The organism is Mucilaginibacter sp. R-33 (assembly GCF_049949235.1).
GTDB lineage: Bacteria > Bacteroidota > Bacteroidia > Sphingobacteriales > Sphingobacteriaceae > Mucilaginibacter.
Genome location: NZ_CP188089.1, coordinates 6,420,052 through 6,437,713, shown reverse-complemented (window position 1 = coordinate 6,437,713; position 17,662 = coordinate 6,420,052). Strand labels below are relative to the sequence as shown.

General features: G+C 43.9%; 12 protein-coding genes. 8 read left to right on the top strand and 4 right to left on the bottom strand.

What is annotated here, in order from left to right:
* The first annotated feature begins 17 nt into the window (after positions 1-17).
* From ACP26M_RS26915 to ACP26M_RS26900, 4 genes are all read left to right on the top strand, one after another.
* Positions 18-3,155, top strand: a complete 3,138-nt coding sequence (locus ACP26M_RS26915; protein ID WP_426584853.1) for a glycosyltransferase family 117 protein — start codon at positions 18-20, stop codon at positions 3,153-3,155.
* A 342-nt stretch (positions 3,156-3,497) separates the two neighbouring features.
* Positions 3,498-4,181 (top strand): response regulator transcription factor, encoded by a 684-nt coding sequence (locus ACP26M_RS26910; protein ID WP_426584851.1) that lies wholly within the window; start codon positions 3,498-3,500, stop codon positions 4,179-4,181.
* Positions 4,178-5,545, top strand: a complete 1,368-nt coding sequence (locus ACP26M_RS26905) for an ATP-binding protein (RefSeq protein WP_426584849.1) — start codon at positions 4,178-4,180, stop codon at positions 5,543-5,545. The genes ACP26M_RS26910 and ACP26M_RS26905 overlap by 4 nt, the downstream gene beginning before the upstream one ends.
* A 209-nt stretch (positions 5,546-5,754) precedes the next feature.
* The gene (locus ACP26M_RS26900; RefSeq protein ID WP_426584847.1) at positions 5,755-6,123 is read left to right on the top strand and encodes a hypothetical protein; all 369 of its coding nucleotides are present in this window, start codon (positions 5,755-5,757) and stop codon (positions 6,121-6,123) included.
* Here ACP26M_RS26900 and ACP26M_RS26895 read toward each other — a convergent pair whose 3' ends face one another.
* A complete protein-coding gene (locus ACP26M_RS26895; RefSeq protein ID WP_426584845.1) occupies positions 6,124-8,208 on the bottom strand; it encodes a beta-galactosidase in 2,085 nt (694 codons plus the stop codon). It abuts the gene before it with no gap.
* A 186-nt stretch (positions 8,209-8,394) separates the two neighbouring features.
* Between ACP26M_RS26895 and ACP26M_RS26890 the strand changes: the two genes are divergently transcribed.
* The 4 genes from ACP26M_RS26890 (at position 8,395) to ACP26M_RS26875 (ending at position 12,685) form a co-directional block, all read left to right on the top strand.
* Positions 8,395-10,149 (top strand): family 43 glycosylhydrolase, encoded by a 1,755-nt coding sequence (locus ACP26M_RS26890; protein ID WP_426584843.1) that lies wholly within the window; start codon positions 8,395-8,397, stop codon positions 10,147-10,149.
* 539 nt (positions 10,150-10,688) lie between these two features.
* The gene (locus tag ACP26M_RS26885) at positions 10,689-11,192 is read left to right on the top strand and encodes a hypothetical protein (RefSeq protein WP_426584841.1); all 504 of its coding nucleotides are present in this window, start codon (positions 10,689-10,691) and stop codon (positions 11,190-11,192) included.
* Between the two features lie 47 nt (positions 11,193-11,239).
* A complete protein-coding gene (locus ACP26M_RS26880) occupies positions 11,240-12,193 on the top strand; it encodes an acetyl-CoA carboxylase carboxyltransferase subunit alpha (RefSeq protein WP_188833407.1) in 954 nt (317 codons plus the stop codon).
* Between the two features lie 291 nt (positions 12,194-12,484).
* The gene (locus ACP26M_RS26875; RefSeq protein ID WP_426584839.1) at positions 12,485-12,685 is read left to right on the top strand and encodes a DNA-directed RNA polymerase subunit alpha C-terminal domain-containing protein; all 201 of its coding nucleotides are present in this window, start codon (positions 12,485-12,487) and stop codon (positions 12,683-12,685) included.
* Positions 12,686-12,730: 45 nt separating this feature from the next.
* Here the strand turns inward: ACP26M_RS26875 and ACP26M_RS26870 are convergent, their stop codons facing one another.
* The 3 genes from ACP26M_RS26870 to leuS form a co-directional block, all read right to left on the bottom strand.
* Positions 12,731-13,660 (bottom strand): bestrophin family protein, encoded by a 930-nt coding sequence (locus ACP26M_RS26870; RefSeq protein WP_090529196.1) that lies wholly within the window; start codon positions 13,658-13,660, stop codon positions 12,731-12,733.
* Positions 13,661-13,691: 31 nt separating this feature from the next.
* Entirely contained in the window at positions 13,692-14,183 is a 492-nt protein-coding gene (locus ACP26M_RS26865) for a hypothetical protein (RefSeq protein WP_090529199.1), read from the bottom strand.
* 325 nt (positions 14,184-14,508) lie between these two features.
* Positions 14,509-17,313 (bottom strand): leucine--tRNA ligase, encoded by a 2,805-nt coding sequence (gene leuS / locus ACP26M_RS26860; protein ID WP_426584836.1) that lies wholly within the window; start codon positions 17,311-17,313, stop codon positions 14,509-14,511.
* Positions 17,314-17,662: the final 349 nt, after the last annotated feature.

The following is a 17,662-nucleotide window of genomic DNA, read 5'->3' as shown; positions in this document are numbered from 1 at the left end:
TTACATAGTGTTCAATCATGAATTATAAAAAACTCAACAATATATTTGGCTGGGTAGCCTTTATTATTGCCACAGTAACCTACATTTTAACCCTTGAGCCATCATCAAGCTTTTGGGATTGCGGCGAATTTATAGCCTGTATTTATCGCCTGCAGGTAGCGCACCAGCCTGGCGCGCCCCTGTTTACCATCATTGGCAAGGTATTTACCCTGTTATCTATGGGCGATAATACCAAAGTTGCTTATTGGGCCAATATGGCATCGGCCCTGGCCAGCGGCGCTACCATCATGTTCCTGTTTTGGACCATTACCGCCCTCGCCAAAAAACTATTGGTTAAAACAGAAGAGCAACTTAATTCAACCAACCTGATCCTCATCATTGGTTCGGGCCTTGTTGGTGCTTTAGCCTATGCATGGTCGGATACTTTTTGGTTTTCGGCCGTTGAATCAGAGGTTTATGCGCAATCGTCCCTTTGCACCGCGGTAGTATTTTGGGCGATATTAAAATGGGATGCCCATGCCGATGAACCTCATGCCGACAGGTGGATAGTTTTTATCGCCTATGTAATGGGCCTTTCCATCGGTATTCACTTATTAAACTTACTGGTGATCCCGGCTATCGGTTTGGTGATCTATTTCCGCAGGGTAAAAAATGTTACTACAAAAGGCACACTGCTTACTTTTTTGGTAAGTGTTGTGGCACTGGCATTTGTACTTTGGGGCGTTATACAATACACCGTAAAAGGCGCGGCTTTTTCCGATCTGCTTTTTGTAAATACTCTGGGAATGGGCTTTGGCAGTGGTGCGGTGGTGTTTTTTGTACTGCTCATTATTACCATTGTTGCAGGCATTTACTATACTATAAATCCTGTTAAACCTGCCATTATTTTAGCGGCCGTATGCTTTGTATTGATATTAGGCATCAGCGGCGGTATTATTGGTTTAATAGTAAGCGCGGGTATTTTAGCGCTGCTGGAGTATGTAGTAAAAATCCGCGAAAAGCGTTTCGCGCTTAACAGCTTTTTAATTTGCCTGCTGTTTATCCTGTTTGGCTACAGTTCATTTGTGATGATCGTGGTACGTGCAAAGGCTAGCCCTAACCTGAATAACAGCGACCCGGAAAATGCTTTTGCCTTAAACAGCTATCTTAACCGCGACCAATACGGCGATACCCCGTTATTGTACGGACAGTTTTTTGATTCGGAAGCTACAGCACAAACCGAAGGCGCTAACATTTACCGCCGCGGGGCAACCAAATACGAAGTTGCCGGTAAAAAACTCAATACCGTTTATGACCGTAATACCATATTCCCAAGGATGTTCAGCGATAAGCCCGGCCACCCGGAATTTTACCGTGAGTGGACAGGCCTTGGCGAAAGCGAACACCCTACCTTTGGCTCAAACATCAGCTTTTTTGCCAAATGGCAGATCAATCAAATGTATACCCGCTATTTCCTGTGGAACTTTGCCGGCAGGTCTAATGATCTTGACGGTCAGAGTTTAAATTCAGGTGCCGACGGCGAATGGATCAGCGGATGGAACTTTAACAAACCCCTTCCGTATTCGGTTACCGAAAGCAAAAGTTATAACCGCCTGTTCTTTTTACCGCTTATCATTGGCTTGTTTGGTGCGGTATTTCATTTTGCGCGCAACCAACGCGAAGCCGGGGTTGTTGCTATCCTGTTTGTTTGTACCGGTTTAGCTATTGTGCTTTACCTTAACCAGGATCCACTGCAACCCCGTGAGCGTGATTATGCTTATGCAGGCTCCTTTTATGCCTTTGCCATATGGATAGGTTTGGGCGTGATAGGCATTGCCGATTTGTTAAGCAAAAAGCTGAATGCAAAGGTTAGCGCCATTATCTCTACAGTGGTTTGTTTACTGGCCGCTCCTTTATTAATGGCCAACCAGGAATGGGACGATCATGACCGCTCAACCAAGCTTACCCCCCATGATATGGCTTATAACTATCTTAATTCATGCGCACCAAATGCCATTTTGTTTACTTATGGCGATAATGATACCTACCCGCTTTGGTACATACAGGAGGTTGAAAATGTACGACCCGATGTGCGTATCGTAAACCTGAGCTTGCTGGGCACCGACTGGTACATCCGCGGTATGAAAAACAAGATGAACGAATCGGAACCATTGCCGATCAGTATGCCGAATGATAAATTTAAACCGGGCGTACGTGATGTGATCTACTTTAGCGATCAAAAAATTGCGGGGGCTACCGAGCTGAAAGATGTTTTCGATTTCATTACCTCTGATAAAAAAGAAGCTATGGTTGAGTATAACAATGGCGATGTTGCCAATTACCTGCCAACCAATAAATTCAAACTAACGGTTAACGCTGATGAGGTTATTAAAACAGGCTCTGTACCAGCAGCCAATAAAGATAAAATAGCCCCGGAAATGGACTGGACATTTAACGGTCGTTACGTTACCAAGGATGTACTGGCAATGATGGATATCCTGAGCCATAACAACTGGAAACGGCCTATTTATTTTTCGGTTACTGTACCTAACAGTAATATGATCGGCCTGGATAAATATATGTATAACGAAGGCTTCGCTTACCGTTTACTGCCATTAAAACCGGATACAGCCGTTGGGCCGCTTGAAGCCAGCAACATCGGTAAGATGTATGAAAACATGATGACCAAATACAAATGGGGCAACATGAAAAACGCCAGCTATCTTGATCACGAATCAATGACGATGTTTTACCCGCTTATCACCAGGCTTTATTCAACCCTGGCCGATGACCTGGCCAAAGCCGGCAAACCTGATTCGGCCCGTAAAGTACTTAAAAAATATGATGAGGTAATGCCAACCACTATTAACTCATTAGAGATAGCGGTACGTAAATATTATATGATTGAAAACGCTTACCGTTTAAACGATATTCAGCTTGGCAACAAACTGGCTAACCTGGTTGATGACTATGTAAGCAATCAGCTTGATTACAGCTACGCACTATTCCAAAAAGGCGAAACCAACCTCGAAAACCGTGACCTGCAATATTCCATGCAGATATTAGGTGGCTTGGTTGAGTTTAGCAAGCAATACAAGCAGCCGCAACTATTCAATAAATTCAGCACGCAGCTGAGCGGCTTTGAAAAGAAATTTGGGGTGACGGGAAAAAAGTAAGTCTCCTTTTCAATTTTTGAAAATGCCCACCGGTGAGGAGGGCATTTTTTTATCTACACGAGAGCTGGTCGAAGTTTAGCGTCAGCGTAACTTCGACCTAAAACAGCTCAAGCTTTCAGCTTGAATGTCCTTGCCTAAAAGAATTAAAGCGAGCATGTTAACCTGAGTCGCGGAAGCAGGATGCTTCCGCGATTTTAGGTCGAAGTTACGCTGACGCTAAACTTCGACCGGTGACAGGGCTTACAATTATTATTTCTTTAATTTACCGATATTCCTGTGGAGTTTAACCAAAACATCATGGTTATTTATTGTTTATACTAAGCGTAATATATATTTGCCACAATGAAGATCCTGCTCATAGAAGATGAACCCAAACTGGTATCCATTATTCAGCGCGACCTAACTGCCGAAGGCCACGAAGTAAGCGTTGCCCTTGATGGTACAACCGGGTTGGATATGGCTATGAAAACGGATTTTCAACTCATCATACTGGATATCATGCTGCCCGGCATTAATGGCATTGAAGTTTGTCGCAGATTAAGACAGGCCAATCAACATTCAGCCATATTAATGCTTACAGCCCTGGGCACCACCGAAAACGTAGTAGTGGGCCTCGATAGTGGTGCAGATGATTACATGGTTAAACCCTTTAGCCTTGCCGAACTCAATGCCCGCATCCGCACCCTGGCCCGCCGCAACAACAACCTTGTACAGCCGCCAAACGTGATCCAAATTGCCGACCTGGTAATTAACGGCGACGAAAAATCAGTTAAACGCGGTGATAAAACCATTGACCTGACAGCTACGGAATATCGCCTGCTGGAGTTTCTGGCTAAAAATAAAAACCACATGCTCAGCCGCATTGAGATATTGGAGCACGTTTGGAACATTGATTTCAATATGGGTACCAACGTGGTTGATGTATACATTAACTACCTGCGCAAAAAGGTGGATAAAGATTTTGAGCCCAAGCTCATCCATACAGTTATTGGCATGGGCTATATTTTAAAAAACAACGCGGCATGAGCATCCAGAAAAAAGTAGCGCTGTTGTTCCTGGTGCTAACAGTGTCGGTAATATTGATATTCAGCAGTGCTATTTTTTATTTTGTGCACCAGTTTACCTTCGATGATTTTTATAAACGGCTTGAGACCCGTGTAAACATCTCCTCCCAGATCCATCACCTTAATGATCGCGACAGCCTCGGCATGTACCGGGAAATACGCCAGCGCTATCTGGAACGCCTCATAGCCGAAAAGCAATACATCATTAAACCTGATATTTACACAAAAGGCAAAACAGTTAAAGGCGTTCCGCGCCAACTAATTAATAACATCATCGCCAACGGTAAATCGAGGTTTAAAGCCGATAATGTATTTTACGCCGGCAATATCTTCCACTTTCCGGAGGGGGATGCTATTATTGTGGTTTCGGCAACCAATCCATCTGGCCTTAGTGAGCTGAATGATCTTGAGCAGGTGCTGATAGTCAGTTTCCTGATTTCGATATTGATCGTGTATATTATTGGTCGCCGGTTTTCATATCATACCTTTAAGCCGGTACGCAGCATCATTAAAAAGGTAAATACCATTACCGCCAGCAACCTGCATTTGCGTTTGGAGGATTATAACGGGAAAGACGAAATAGCCGAGCTTACCCAAACTTTCAACAACATGCTCGACAGGCTGGAAACAGCCTTTGAAACCCAGAATAACTTTATCAGCAACGCGTCTCACGAGTTACGCACCCCCCTGGCCATCATTAAAGGCGAAGCCGAACTTTCCCTCAAAAATCTGGATCAACCAGGGGCAGATCTGCATAAAAACCTGCAGGAGATATTAACCGGCACCCAAAGTCTGCAGGATATAATTACCAGCCTGCTGGGGCTGGCACAAAGTGGCTTCGATGGCAAAAAGCAAAACTGGGAACAGATCCGTGCCGATGAAATGGCGTTTATGGTTAAAGAGGCTGTTGATCATATTAACCCAACAAATAATCTTAGTATTGATTTTTCATCACTGCCCGATGATGTGGATAGCTTAGTGACAGAGGGCAATATTAACCTGCTTAAACTGGCTATAAGTAACATAGGGCTTAATGCCTGTAAATACTCGGAGAACAAACCGGTAGTGCTTAAAGTATATGCCGAAAACAACAGTATTATTTTTAGCGTAAAGGACCAGGGCATTGGTATCCCCGAAAGCGATGTGCAGCATATTTTCGAACCATTTTTCCGTGCATCAAACACCGGGAAATACGAGGGGCACGGCGTAGGGCTTCCGCTGGCGCTGAACATTGTAAGGCTGCATAAAGGGAATATCGGCATTGTTTCTAAAGAGGGGGAAGGCACCGAGATCAGGGTGATGCTACCTATTTATAAAATTAAATAATACTTTTTGTCATTTTCGAACTCTGGTTTTTCCGGCGCTCCCCCTGATGGTCACTTATAATAAAGTGAAGAAGATGCCATTCTCTCTTCAATGTCACCGGGTTTTAACACGCGAAATGATATTTTATTTGTTCACCCTCTATCTTGTTAAATTATTCTTATCACTGGCACAGCTATTGTTTTAACTACCTCGCATCAAAACTATATGCTATGAAAGTATTAAGAATAAAACTGGCCATGCTGTTATTGGGATTAATATTAGGCACTGCTGTCCCCGTATTGGCACAATCATCAACAGATACTTCCGCATTAACTACAAAAGCTAATGGAGCCGGTGCCGGAAACGGATCGAGCCAGGGAGCCCCAGGTTCAGCTACGGTATCAGGTACCGGAACCGGCACTTTACAGGACAGCGATAAAGCAAGTGTACCCAGTGGCGACGCCGGTGTAAAACAAAGTACCGATCAAAAAGCCGTAAACCCATCACAAGCGACGGGCTATTGGATATTAGGTGTATTTAGCTTTATCGGTTTGGTTGCGCTGATCATCCTTCGCCGAACCCGGAAAGCGAATTCGTAATTAGTTTGTTTCAATGATCTTTATACCCCAGGGCTCCAGTTTTAAACCGGCATTTTTGCTGACGTTATCGCCAGATAGCAACTCCTTACCATTACTGTAAGGGTAAGTTAGGCTGGCTTCATTAGCCGAGTAATTAAAATAATAATGAACTGTTTTACCTGCCTGATTTACGCCCTGCTTTGTGACGATAGGCCATGCTATCTGCTGATCTGCTCCCCATAACCCGATGGATCTTACCTCATCCGCGAGAAGCTTATCGGTAACGGCACCGGTGGTAAGCGTGCCAATATAGGTCGCCACGCCTTTTCCGTAGTTGTTTTGGGTAATGGCGGCGTACTTGCCCCAAACCGGGTGATCATAGTAAGCTAATACTTTAGCGGTAGTAGGAGTAATGAGCTCCATCCAGGTATTCAGCTTTTTATCTTCGGGTTTCAGGTTCCAATCATCAGCTTTTAATGATACATTGCTGGGTTCGGTAAACTGGCTGTAGTAAATTCCGCAGGCTTCTTCAATAATTCCCGGCTGATGGGTGGTACGTACTTTCACATTTTCGTCGGCGAAACCGCTTTTGAAGGTATAAATGATGTGCCCGCCGTTTTTAACATAGATGTTTAAGCGCTTTAACAAACTATCCGGTGCCGCGTATAGCAGGGGAACTATCAGCAGTTTATAATCTTCAATATTCTTACTTGTCGGGTCAACAAAATCACAGCCTACGTTCATATGGTACAAGCCATCGTAAAACTGGCGCAATACATCATTATAGCCGGTACGTACGCCCCAGCCAAAGCCAAAAGCTTTAAAGCCGGTAAGGGCTTCGTTGCTGAACAGGATAGCTACGTCGTTTTTCTTTTTCAGATTGATGAGTTTGGCGCTTAGCCTGTCGAAATCTTTGCCGATGGTTTTAGCCTCGTCATAAACAGGGTTAGGTTCAAAATCATGACTTAACAAACCTTTCCAGTAGGTTTCGGCCGAGTTATGGATAGAGTGCCATGGCCAGTAGCTCACCATATTTGCCCCCGACGCCAAATGACTAAAAGCCTGCAACCTCAGCTGGCCGGGATAAGGTACCCATTGCGGAAAGCCCTGAGCTTCGGTTTCGATAGTAAGGTAGTTTTTGCCGCCTTTCATTGATCGGGCCACATCGCCTCCAAAAGAGATCTCCACACCGGTAAGCTTATCCTGGCTGGGGTGGTAAATATCAATGCCTGCAATATCCAAAGCTTTGGCCGCTGCAAAATGATCAACATCGGGCTGAATGCCGAACGAATAGCCGTGCCATTCCAGGTCGAAGTTTTGGGTGATGAACTGATCGGGACGTTTGTATTCGCGCACAATGGCGGCCTGCCATGCTAAATAATCAGTAACCAGCTGCCGCTGAAATTTGGCAAACTCGGATGAAAGGCTGCCATTAATGGTATTAACCATCGACGGAAAATCGTCCCAGTTATTGATGCGGTTGCTCCAGTAATCGAGCCCGAAAATGTGGTTGATGTTATCAAGCGTTTTATATTTTGCCTTCATGTAGTTAACAAACAACGCCTGCACGTTTGGCCCCGCCGTACCGTACGATTTGGTTTCGTTATCTACCTGGTAACCGATTACGGCCTTGTTATCCTTCACGTGCTCCATTATTTTGCGGATAACACGCTCGGCATAAAAACGGTAATCTTTATTGGTGATATCCATATTTTGCCGCGGCCCGTATTGGTTTTGGCCCGATGGGGTGATAGCTAAGATCTCGGGATGTTTTTTTACCATCCAGGTAGGCACAGCATAGGTGGGCGTACCTATAATAACATGGATCCCTGCTTTTTGCATAGCGTTTAAAACCCTGTCGATATGGGTAAAATCGAAAACGCCATCCTGTGGCTCTTCCGTGCTCCAGGTCGATTCGGCAATGCGTACCACGTTAATGCCGCAGGCTTTCATCATTTGCACGTCCTTATCCAGTCTTTCATAAGGCATGTACTCATCATAATAAGCTACGCCGTAAAGCAGCTTATCCATTTTGGGATATTGCGCGAAAGCAGATGCAATAAAAAGTAATTGCATGACGAAGAACAGCAGGGATTTCTTGTTCATAAAAGCGATATTTAGGATAACTGGCTTGTGCTGATGAAAGTACGAATTAATTGTGTTTTTAACACACAATGTTAAAATATTTTACGTTGTGAAACAGATGTAGTAGTACACAAAATTTTTATTGCTGTTTAAAAACTGATATTAGCCCCCTGTTGTAATACCATTATAACCTGTTAGTATTTCCTTATGAAAACAGTTACCAGTTATCTGCTCATCCTGATATGTTGCTGCGCAATGAGCGCCCAAGCGCAACAAAAACGCCTTACCTATTGTAACCCACTTAACCTCGATTATGGTTACACCCCCTTCGAAACTTTTGCAAGCTGGGGTAAACACCGTGCCACCGCCGATCCAACCATGACCCTGTTTAAAGGTAAATATTACCTGTTCTCCACCAACCAATTCGGTTACTGGTGGAGCGATGACATGCTGAACTGGAATTTTGTTTACCGCAAGTTCGTCCGTCCGTACAATGAAGTTAAAGACGATGAACTTTGTGCACCCGCTACATTGGTTTTGGGCGATACCCTGCTGGTGATCGGATCAACCTATAATAAAGATTTTACCCTATGGATGAGCACCAACCCAACGCATGACGATTGGAAAGCCGCCAAAGACTATTTTAAAGTTGGCGCCTGGGACCCGGGTATGTTTGCTGACGATGACGGCCGGGTTTATATTTACCATGGTTCCAGCAATACACTGCCGCTTTACGGGCAGGAGATTGACAGGCGCACCTTCGAACCCATCGGCCCAAAAAAAGAAATGGTTAAGCTTAACCCCGAAGAGCATGGCTGGGAACGTTTTGGTGAGCATAACGATAATGTGTTCCTGCTGCCCTTTATTGAAGGCTCATGGATGAACAAGTATAAAGGGAAGTATTACCTGCAATTCGGCGCACCAGGTACCGAGCAAAGTGGCTATGGCGATGGTGTTTTTGTAGGCGATCACCCGCTGGGGCCTTTCACCTATCAAAAGCATAACCCTTTTTCATACAAGCCGGGAGGCTTTGCCAAAGGTGCAGGGCATGGCGCTACCTGGGCCGATAAATATGGAAATTACTGGCATATCAGCACGATGGGCATCTCGGTGAAAAACAACTTTGAGCGCCGCATTGGCTTCTGGCCTGCCGGGTTTGATAAGGATGGCGTACTGTACAGCAATACCGCTTATGGCGATTATCCGCATTATTTATCCAGCGGCCCCGAAGACCATCTGAAAAGTAATTTTACCGGCTGGATGATCCTTAATTATAATAAACCTGTAGAGGTTTCATCAACCCTGGGCGCTTATGCCGCCAATAATGCTGTTGATGAAGACATTAAAACTTATTTGAGCGCCAAAACAGCCAATAAAGGCGAATGGCTTAAAACTGATCTCGGCGGGATCAGCACTGTAAATGCCATCCAAATTAACTATGCCGATCAGGATGCCACGTTTATGGGCAAATCATTAGGTGTGTATCATCAGTATATCGTTTATTCGTCGGTTAACGGCAAAACATGGCAGCCCCTTATCGACAAAAGCAAAAACCGTAAAGATGTGCCGCACGATTATATCGAGCTTAAAAATCCTGTCAAAGCGCGTTACATAAAAATGGTTAACCTGCACATGCCTACAGGCAAATTTGCAATATCTGGCTTAAGGGTGTTTGGTAAAGGTGCAGGTGCAAAACCCGATACCGTGCAAAACCTGATTATACTGCGTGGCGACAGCGAACGCCGCAACGCCTGGCTTAAGTGGAAGCCAAACGATAATGCCACCGGCTACACCATTTACTTCGGCCTAGCGCCCGATAAATTGTACAACAACATGATGGTTTACGGCCGTAACGAATACTATTTTAATGGGATGGATAAAAGCCTGCCATACTATTTTCAGATAGAAGCGTTTAATGAAAACGGAATTTCGGCAAGGACAAAGGTTGTGAAGGTGGAATAGTAAAAATCTGTATTTATTGGTTAAATTGTTTCACGCAAAGTCGCTAAGGCGCAATTGAAAACACAATTAACCTTAGTGTCTTTGGGATCCACCACGGAAGCCCCGGAAAAAATAGTGATAGTGTGTATAATATATTTTAGGGGTGTTGTGTGTGGGGTGCGTTAGGGATTGCAGTGTAAAGCCCACAGCGTGTATAGGGATTGCGGGCAGGAAAAGCGAGGACTTGTAACGGAAAGCCCGGGCCGCAGGCAACGCCCATATTTATAAAACAAATCGAAAATATGCCTAATAACCAATGATTTACAATCACGTCATCAGAAAGATATAATCTTTGATTTTGGTTGAAATTTGAGTTATATTTAATAATGAAGTCGATACAAAGACAAAAAATTAAACGCGATAAATTTTCAAGGGAGGATATCTTGAGATCGATGATTGCCTCTTTTAAAATAGAAGGTATTCAAATTCCATATGAAAAAGCCCTGGCTATCTTAAAAAAGATAGATCCATGTTTAAAAAAGTAAGAATTAAATCAACGCATGCTAAAAACCATCCTCCCCCTCCTCATAACCCTAATGCTCAGCATCACTGCCAAAGCCCAGCAAGCCGACAGTACCCTGAAAAAATCGTCCATAAAAACCCTGAGCGACAAAAAGTTTACCCAACTGATTACCGGTGAGTATTTGTTTGACGATATTGAACAGGTTGCCCGGCTTAACCATTATCCCATGCCCGATGCAGCGCTGAAGTTTAAAAAAGAACTAAGCCTGAGCCCGGTTCAGCTTACCAAAATTACGGCCATTGCTGCCGAACTGCACCGCAAACGGGTAGAGATGGGCAATTTTATTGTTACCAACGAAACCACGCTTGATAAACTGATGAGAAAAGGGACGGATAATGGCAGCATTATCTTTTACGCCAACCGCTCGGGTTTGTATTACGGAGAGCTCAGGAATGCCATTTTGCAGGCCTGTTTAAGCACCGGCAATGCATTGGCCCCGCAGCAAATCACGAAGTTGGAAACACTCGCTGCTCATAATTGAAAATATCCCGTTTGATTTGCTTAATTTAGCGCCTCCAAATAAAGTGTATGAAGATTACGTTTGATTTTGAAAAACCACTGGCTGAGTTACAGCAGCAAATAGAGAAGGTAAAGCAGGTTGAGGAAAAAAACAAACTCGACATGTCGGCAACTGTTGCCGAGCTGGAAGGAAAGCTGGAAGAAGCCAAAAAAGATATATACAACAACCTTACAGGCTGGCAAAAAGTACAAATTTCGCGTCACCCGGAAAGGCCTTACACCTTGCAGTACATCGAGCTGATGTGCGATGATTTCATTGAGCTGCATGGCGACCGTACCGTAGGTGATGATAAAGCTATAATTGGTGGTTTTGGTACGCTGAATGGCCAAACAGTAATGTTTATCGGTCATCAAAAGGGCCGTAACACTAAAGAGCGCCAGTACCGTAACTTCGGCATGGCTAATCCTGAGGGCTATCGTAAAGCCTTAAGGCTGATGAAAATGGCCGAAAAATTTAACAAGCCCGTTGTTACTTTAATTGATACTCCGGGAGCTTATCCGGGTTTAGAGGCCGAAGAGCGCGGGCAAGGTGAAGCCATTGCCCGTAACCTGCTCGAAATGGCAGTGCTGAAAGTGCCGGTGATCTGTGTTATTATTGGCGAAGGCGCATCGGGCGGCGCATTGGGTATTGGTATTGGCGATAGGGTGCTGATGCTGGATAACTCATGGTATTCGGTGATCTCTCCCGAAAACTGCTCAACCATTCTTTGGAAAACCTGGGAAAATAAAGAGCGTGCTGCTGAAGTTCTTAAACTAACATCGACAGAGATGTTTAAGAACAAGTTGATTGACGGGGTGATCAAAGAACCACTTGGCGGTGCACATCAAGACCCGGTTGCTATGGCCGGTATCCTGAAAAAACAATTATTAAAAGACCTGAAAACTCTTAAAGAGCGCAATATTGATGAGCTTGTGGCCGAGCGTATTGATAAATTCTGCTCAATGGGTGTGGTTAATGAATAATATTCAATCCATTTGTTGATAGCAGGAGCTGCCCGAAAAGGCGGCTCTTGTTGTTTTACATCAACTCCATGTCATTGCGAGGAGGAACGACGAAGCAATCGCATGCTATACAGGGCCGCTATGCTTCCGTGCGATTGCCGCGCTGCGCTCGCAATGACATGTTTTTCTCTGTTTTATAAAGTTGCAAACGAGCGCAAGAAATAAGCTCAAGCCCCCCCTCAATAGTCGCAAATACCCCGCATACAAAACGGAATTTGATATTAAATTTGATCATCAATAAAACTGTTCATTATGAAGACAGAAGAATTAAATACCCCATTTGGCAAGCTGGGCAATCCTGCACGGCGCGCATTGGCTAATGCCGGGATTACATCATTGCTTGAATTATCAAAACTTACCGAGAAAGAGTTTTTGCATTTGCATGGTGTCGGCAAAAGCTCGGTGCCGATAGTGAAGGAGAAGATGAAAGAAGAAGGTTTAGGCTTTAGGTAATAAAATAAGTGAACCCCTGTGCCTTCCCGCACAGGGGTATAAAGCTTACAGTATATAATATACGTTTGCTTTAGCGGCAGTTGATACTGCTGCTTTTTCACTCTCATGTTTATCGTTAAGCATCTGCTTTAAATCGCGTTCAATAGTTTGCGATATGGCAGTTGTTGGGGTATCTGTCGGTTTATTCTCAAATGGGTCCTGCAGGTGGATGGCCATTTTCTCTACCAGTAAAAATGCTGCCGCTATAGCTATGATCAGCGGTACTTCAAACATGCCGAAGAATTCGATGAGGCCAAATGGCAGCAATATGATAAACAGGTACAGGCAAAAATGGATGTATAAGCTGTATGTAACCGGGAATACCGTGTTCTTGATCCGCTCGCATTTGCCCATAGCATCGCACAGGCGGTTAAGCGTGCCATCTATCTGCACTTGCTGGTAATCATTAAGCCATCCATTTTTATAAGCCAGTTTTAGGTCAAGTCCGTGCAGTTTTAGCAAGCTGTTGGGCATGTTTGTAAAACGATGAGTGAATTTTACTTCTTCGTCAACCAGCAGGTGGCCGTTTTTAGCATATGGATCTTGCTTGCGTAATGATTGGCTTAAGCCATGGCACCATGCTATCTGCCTGTAAACAAACCGTTTTTTGAAACCTTCTATTTCTTCACATGTGGCATTATCGCCATCTAAAAAAGTGATCAACTCGCGCACCAGCGATCTTGAATCGTTCACTATAGCTCCCCAAATGCTCCGGGCTTCCCACCAGCGGTCGTAGGCCTGGTTTGAACGAAATGCCAGCAGCAAGGATATGATGGTAGCCAATATGGCCGGCACAGCAATTGGGATTGAAATGCGGTATTCAGGCAAAAAACGATGGAATAAGGCTATAGCTACAGCATACACGGCAACCAGTAACAATTCATTCTTTATTTTGCCTACCACATATTTTACCGGGATATTTTCTTTTAGTAACATAGATAGTTGTTTTAAATGATTTTAATAAATATTAAACCTCCAGCAGCTCATGCTCTGCTTCGGCATTAACGATGATTAAAGGCTGTTTAACCTCAGCTTTAAGGGTAATTATTTTATACCCGCTCCGTTGCATCAATATGGTAGGGTCAAAACTGTTAGGTGTTAACCTTGCATAGCTGTGGTTTTCGGGCATGGCAATCAGGCCTGTCTCTTTTTCTTCGAGATAGTTTTTAAATACAGCCACCGTGTTGCCATAAAAAAAATCGGGGGTGATGTTTTCTATCCGGTCTGCATAGTCATTCTTCAGCATAGTACAACCGGCGTAAAATTCATCGCTGATGAGCTGATATTCCCTGCTTCTGCGGGATAATAATAGCAGATCGGATATAGAGTCGGACAATTGGAGGAAATGAACGAGCGATATATTGAGCTTTTGATCCGGATAGCGCTCTGCCAAAACAGGTATAATGTTTAATGATGATAAGGTGAAATCAGACGGGATGATAATGTTTAATGTTTTCATGATGATACCTTTTTTGTGTTTACTACTGTTTGTTGATACAATAGTCGGTACCGGGCATTAAAACGGTTTAAGAAAGAAATTAGAATGTGATTAGAATTTTCAGGATGTCATCGGGATGATTTGTACGTTAGGGCGATAGAAAAATCCTATATACCCTGCCAAGGGCTATACAAGGCAGATAAGATTTCTTACCCTGTCGTCGCCCGTTCCCGCCTTTCGAAGTATTTCGGGATTTGACATCTTTATTTCAGGTAATAAAAAAAGCCCTGGCCTTGCGTTGCAAAACCAGGGTTGAAAATCCAAAAAGTACCCGTTTAAGGGGGGATTAAACCACCATATTTACAATCCTGCCTTTTACTACAATCAGTTTTTTAGGAGTTTTACCATCCAGGTATTTTTGCACATCGGCATTAGCCAAAACAAAGGCTTCTATTTCTTTAACATCAAGGCTTAACGAGATGCTTAGGTTCATTTTCATTTTACCGTTGATAGAGATTGGGTAAGCAAACTCGTCTTCAACCAAATACTCCGCGTTAAATTTAGGGAATGGTGCGTATGATAAAGTACCATCAGCATTACCCAATAACGACCAAAGCTCCTCGCAAATGTGCGGCGCATAAGGCGAAAGGATGATCACCATATCCTGCAATATCGCACGGTTGTTGCATTTCAGGTCGGTTAATTCATTAACAGCGATCATGAAGCTGGATACCGAAGTATTGAACGAAAAACGCTCGATATCTTCTTCAACCTTTTTAATGATCTTATGCAATGATTTCAACTCGGCTTTTGACGGAGCGGCATTGTTTACGCCAAACTCCCAGGCATCATTATGGAATAACCTCCAGAATTTACGCAGGAATTTGAAAACACCCTCAATACCATTGGTATTCCACGGTTTGCTCTGCTCCAGCGGACCTAAGAACATCTCATACATCCGTAAGGTATCGGCACCAAAGCGGGTTGCTATATCATCCGGATTTACAACGTTGTAATACCGTTTCGACATTTTTTCAACTTCGACGCCACAGATGTATTTGCCGTTTTCCAGGATAAATTCAGCATCTGCAAATTCAGGTCGCCATTGTTTAAACTTGGCAATGTTTAATACTTCGTTTTCAACAATGTTAACATCAACGTGTATTGGCGTAGTTTTATGTTCTTTGATCAATCCGTGCGATACATAGGTGTTGGTACCTTTGCCTTCCTCGTCAATCAGCCTGTAAACAAAATTACTACGGCCCTGGATCATGCCCTGGTTGATTAATTTTTTGAAAGGCTCTTCCTCAACAACCAGGTCAAGGTCTTTCAAAAACTTATTCCAGAAACGGCTGTACAACAGGTGACCGGTTGCATGCTCACTGCCACCGATATACAAATCAACGTCTTTCCAGTATTCAATAGCTTCGCGCGATGCGAACTCTTTATCGTTTTGGGCATCCATATAACGGTACCAATACCAGCTTGAGCCAGCCCAACCCGGCATGGTGCTTAGTTCGTAAGACAAACCTCCTTCATATTTCCAATCCTCTGCACGACCTAATGGCGGTTCGCCGGTTTCGGTTGGGAGATATTTATCAATTTCGGGCAATAGTAATGGCAAATGGCTTTCATTAATTAAATGAGGTAAACCCTCTTTAAAGTAAACCGGCACCGGCTCGCCCCAGTAACGTTGACGGCCGAAAATAGCGTCACGCATCCTGAAGTTAACCTTGGCTTTACCAGCATTGATCTCTTCCAGTTTGGCAACCACCGCGGCGGTTGCTTCTTTGTAAGCTAAGCCATTTATAAAATCGGAGTTGATATAGGTGCCATCTTTAGTTGGGTCAGCCTCGGTTTCGATATTTTGAATATCGAGGATCGATACTATCGGCAAATTAAAATGCTTTGCAAACAGGTAATCACGCTGATCGCCTGATGGTACGGCCATAACCGCCCCGGTTCCATATCCTGCTAAAACATAATCGGCAATCCAGATTGGAATTTGCTGCCCATTTAACGGGTTAAGCACATAGCTGCCGGTAAACGCGCCTGATACAGTCTTGGCATCAGCCATCCTGTCAAGCTCCGATTTCTTTTTGGTTTGAGAAATATAAGCTTCGATTTCTGCCTTTTGCTCAGGAGTAGTTAATGAAGCTACCAGTTCATGCTCAGGAGCAATTACTAAAAAGGTAACGCCAAAAATAGTATCAACCCTTGTGGTAAACACTTCGATAAAATCGGTGCCCAAAACGGCGTTATGACCTGATTTATCTATCGAGAATTTAACTGAAGCACCAGTACTTTTACCAATCCAGTTCCTTTGCATTTCTTTCAAAGGCTCTGGCCAGTCGATAGTATCAAGGCCTTGTAATAACCTTTCGGCGTATGCGGTAATGCGCATGCTCCATTGGGTCATTTTCTTTTGTTCAACGGGGTAGCCGCCACGCTCGCTAAAGCCGTCTTTTACTTCGTCGTTTGCCAATACGGTACCAAGGGCAGGGCACCAGTTTACGGTACTTTCGCGCAGGTAAGTAAGGCGGTATTTTAACAATTCGGATTGCTGCACTTCATTGCTGAACGCTTTCCACTCATCGGCAGTAAAACTTAAAATTTCATCATCGCAAACGGCATTGATACCGGCAGAACCTTTGGTTTCAAAACGTGCTACCAGTTGATCAATTGACTGAGCCTTGTCGGCATCTTTATTATACCAGCTGTTAAACAACTGCATGAAGATCCATTGGGTCCATTTATAATAATCGGGAGAGCTGGTACGCACCTCGCGGCTCCAGTCGAACGAAAAACCGATCTGGTCCAACTGGCGGCGATAGGTTGCAATATTATCTTCGGTAGTTATAGCAGGGTGCTGACCGGTTTGTATGGCGTATTGCTCGGCGGGTAAGCCAAAGCTATCATAGCCCATAGGGTGCAACACGTTAAAGCCTTTTAAGCGTTTGTAACGTGCAAAAATATCTGAAGCGATATAGCCCAGCGGGTGCCCAACGTGCAGACCAGCCCCTGATGGGTAAGGGAACATATCCAGCACATAATACTTGGGTTTGCTGCTTTTGTCTTCGGCTTTGAAGGTTTGGTTTTGTGCCCAAAACTGCTGCCATTTTTGCTCTATCTCTTTAAATTGGTAGTCCATTTTATGTTTTACGCGTATGAGGTTGCGAAATTAAGCATTTCCCTATTAGTTTAGTAGTTATTAATGGATTAGTTGACGGTTAATGGCGTCTTTTTAAATAATTTGCTATGGAGTTTAACCTTTCATGGGCTTTTGCATATTTAGGTTAACGCACAAAATTAATCAATCTAAAATTTCAACAGGATGAGTCTCCGGAGTTAAAACCGCTCTTTATGTCTCGTCCTAAAAAAGTTTACAGATTTTAGTGTAGTGTTCTTAGGTATTTACGGGGGCCATAAATACGTAGCGCAGCTGGGGCTTACGTTGCTTTATATTATGATCAATTATGGCTGCGCAGGTCCCTCCTACT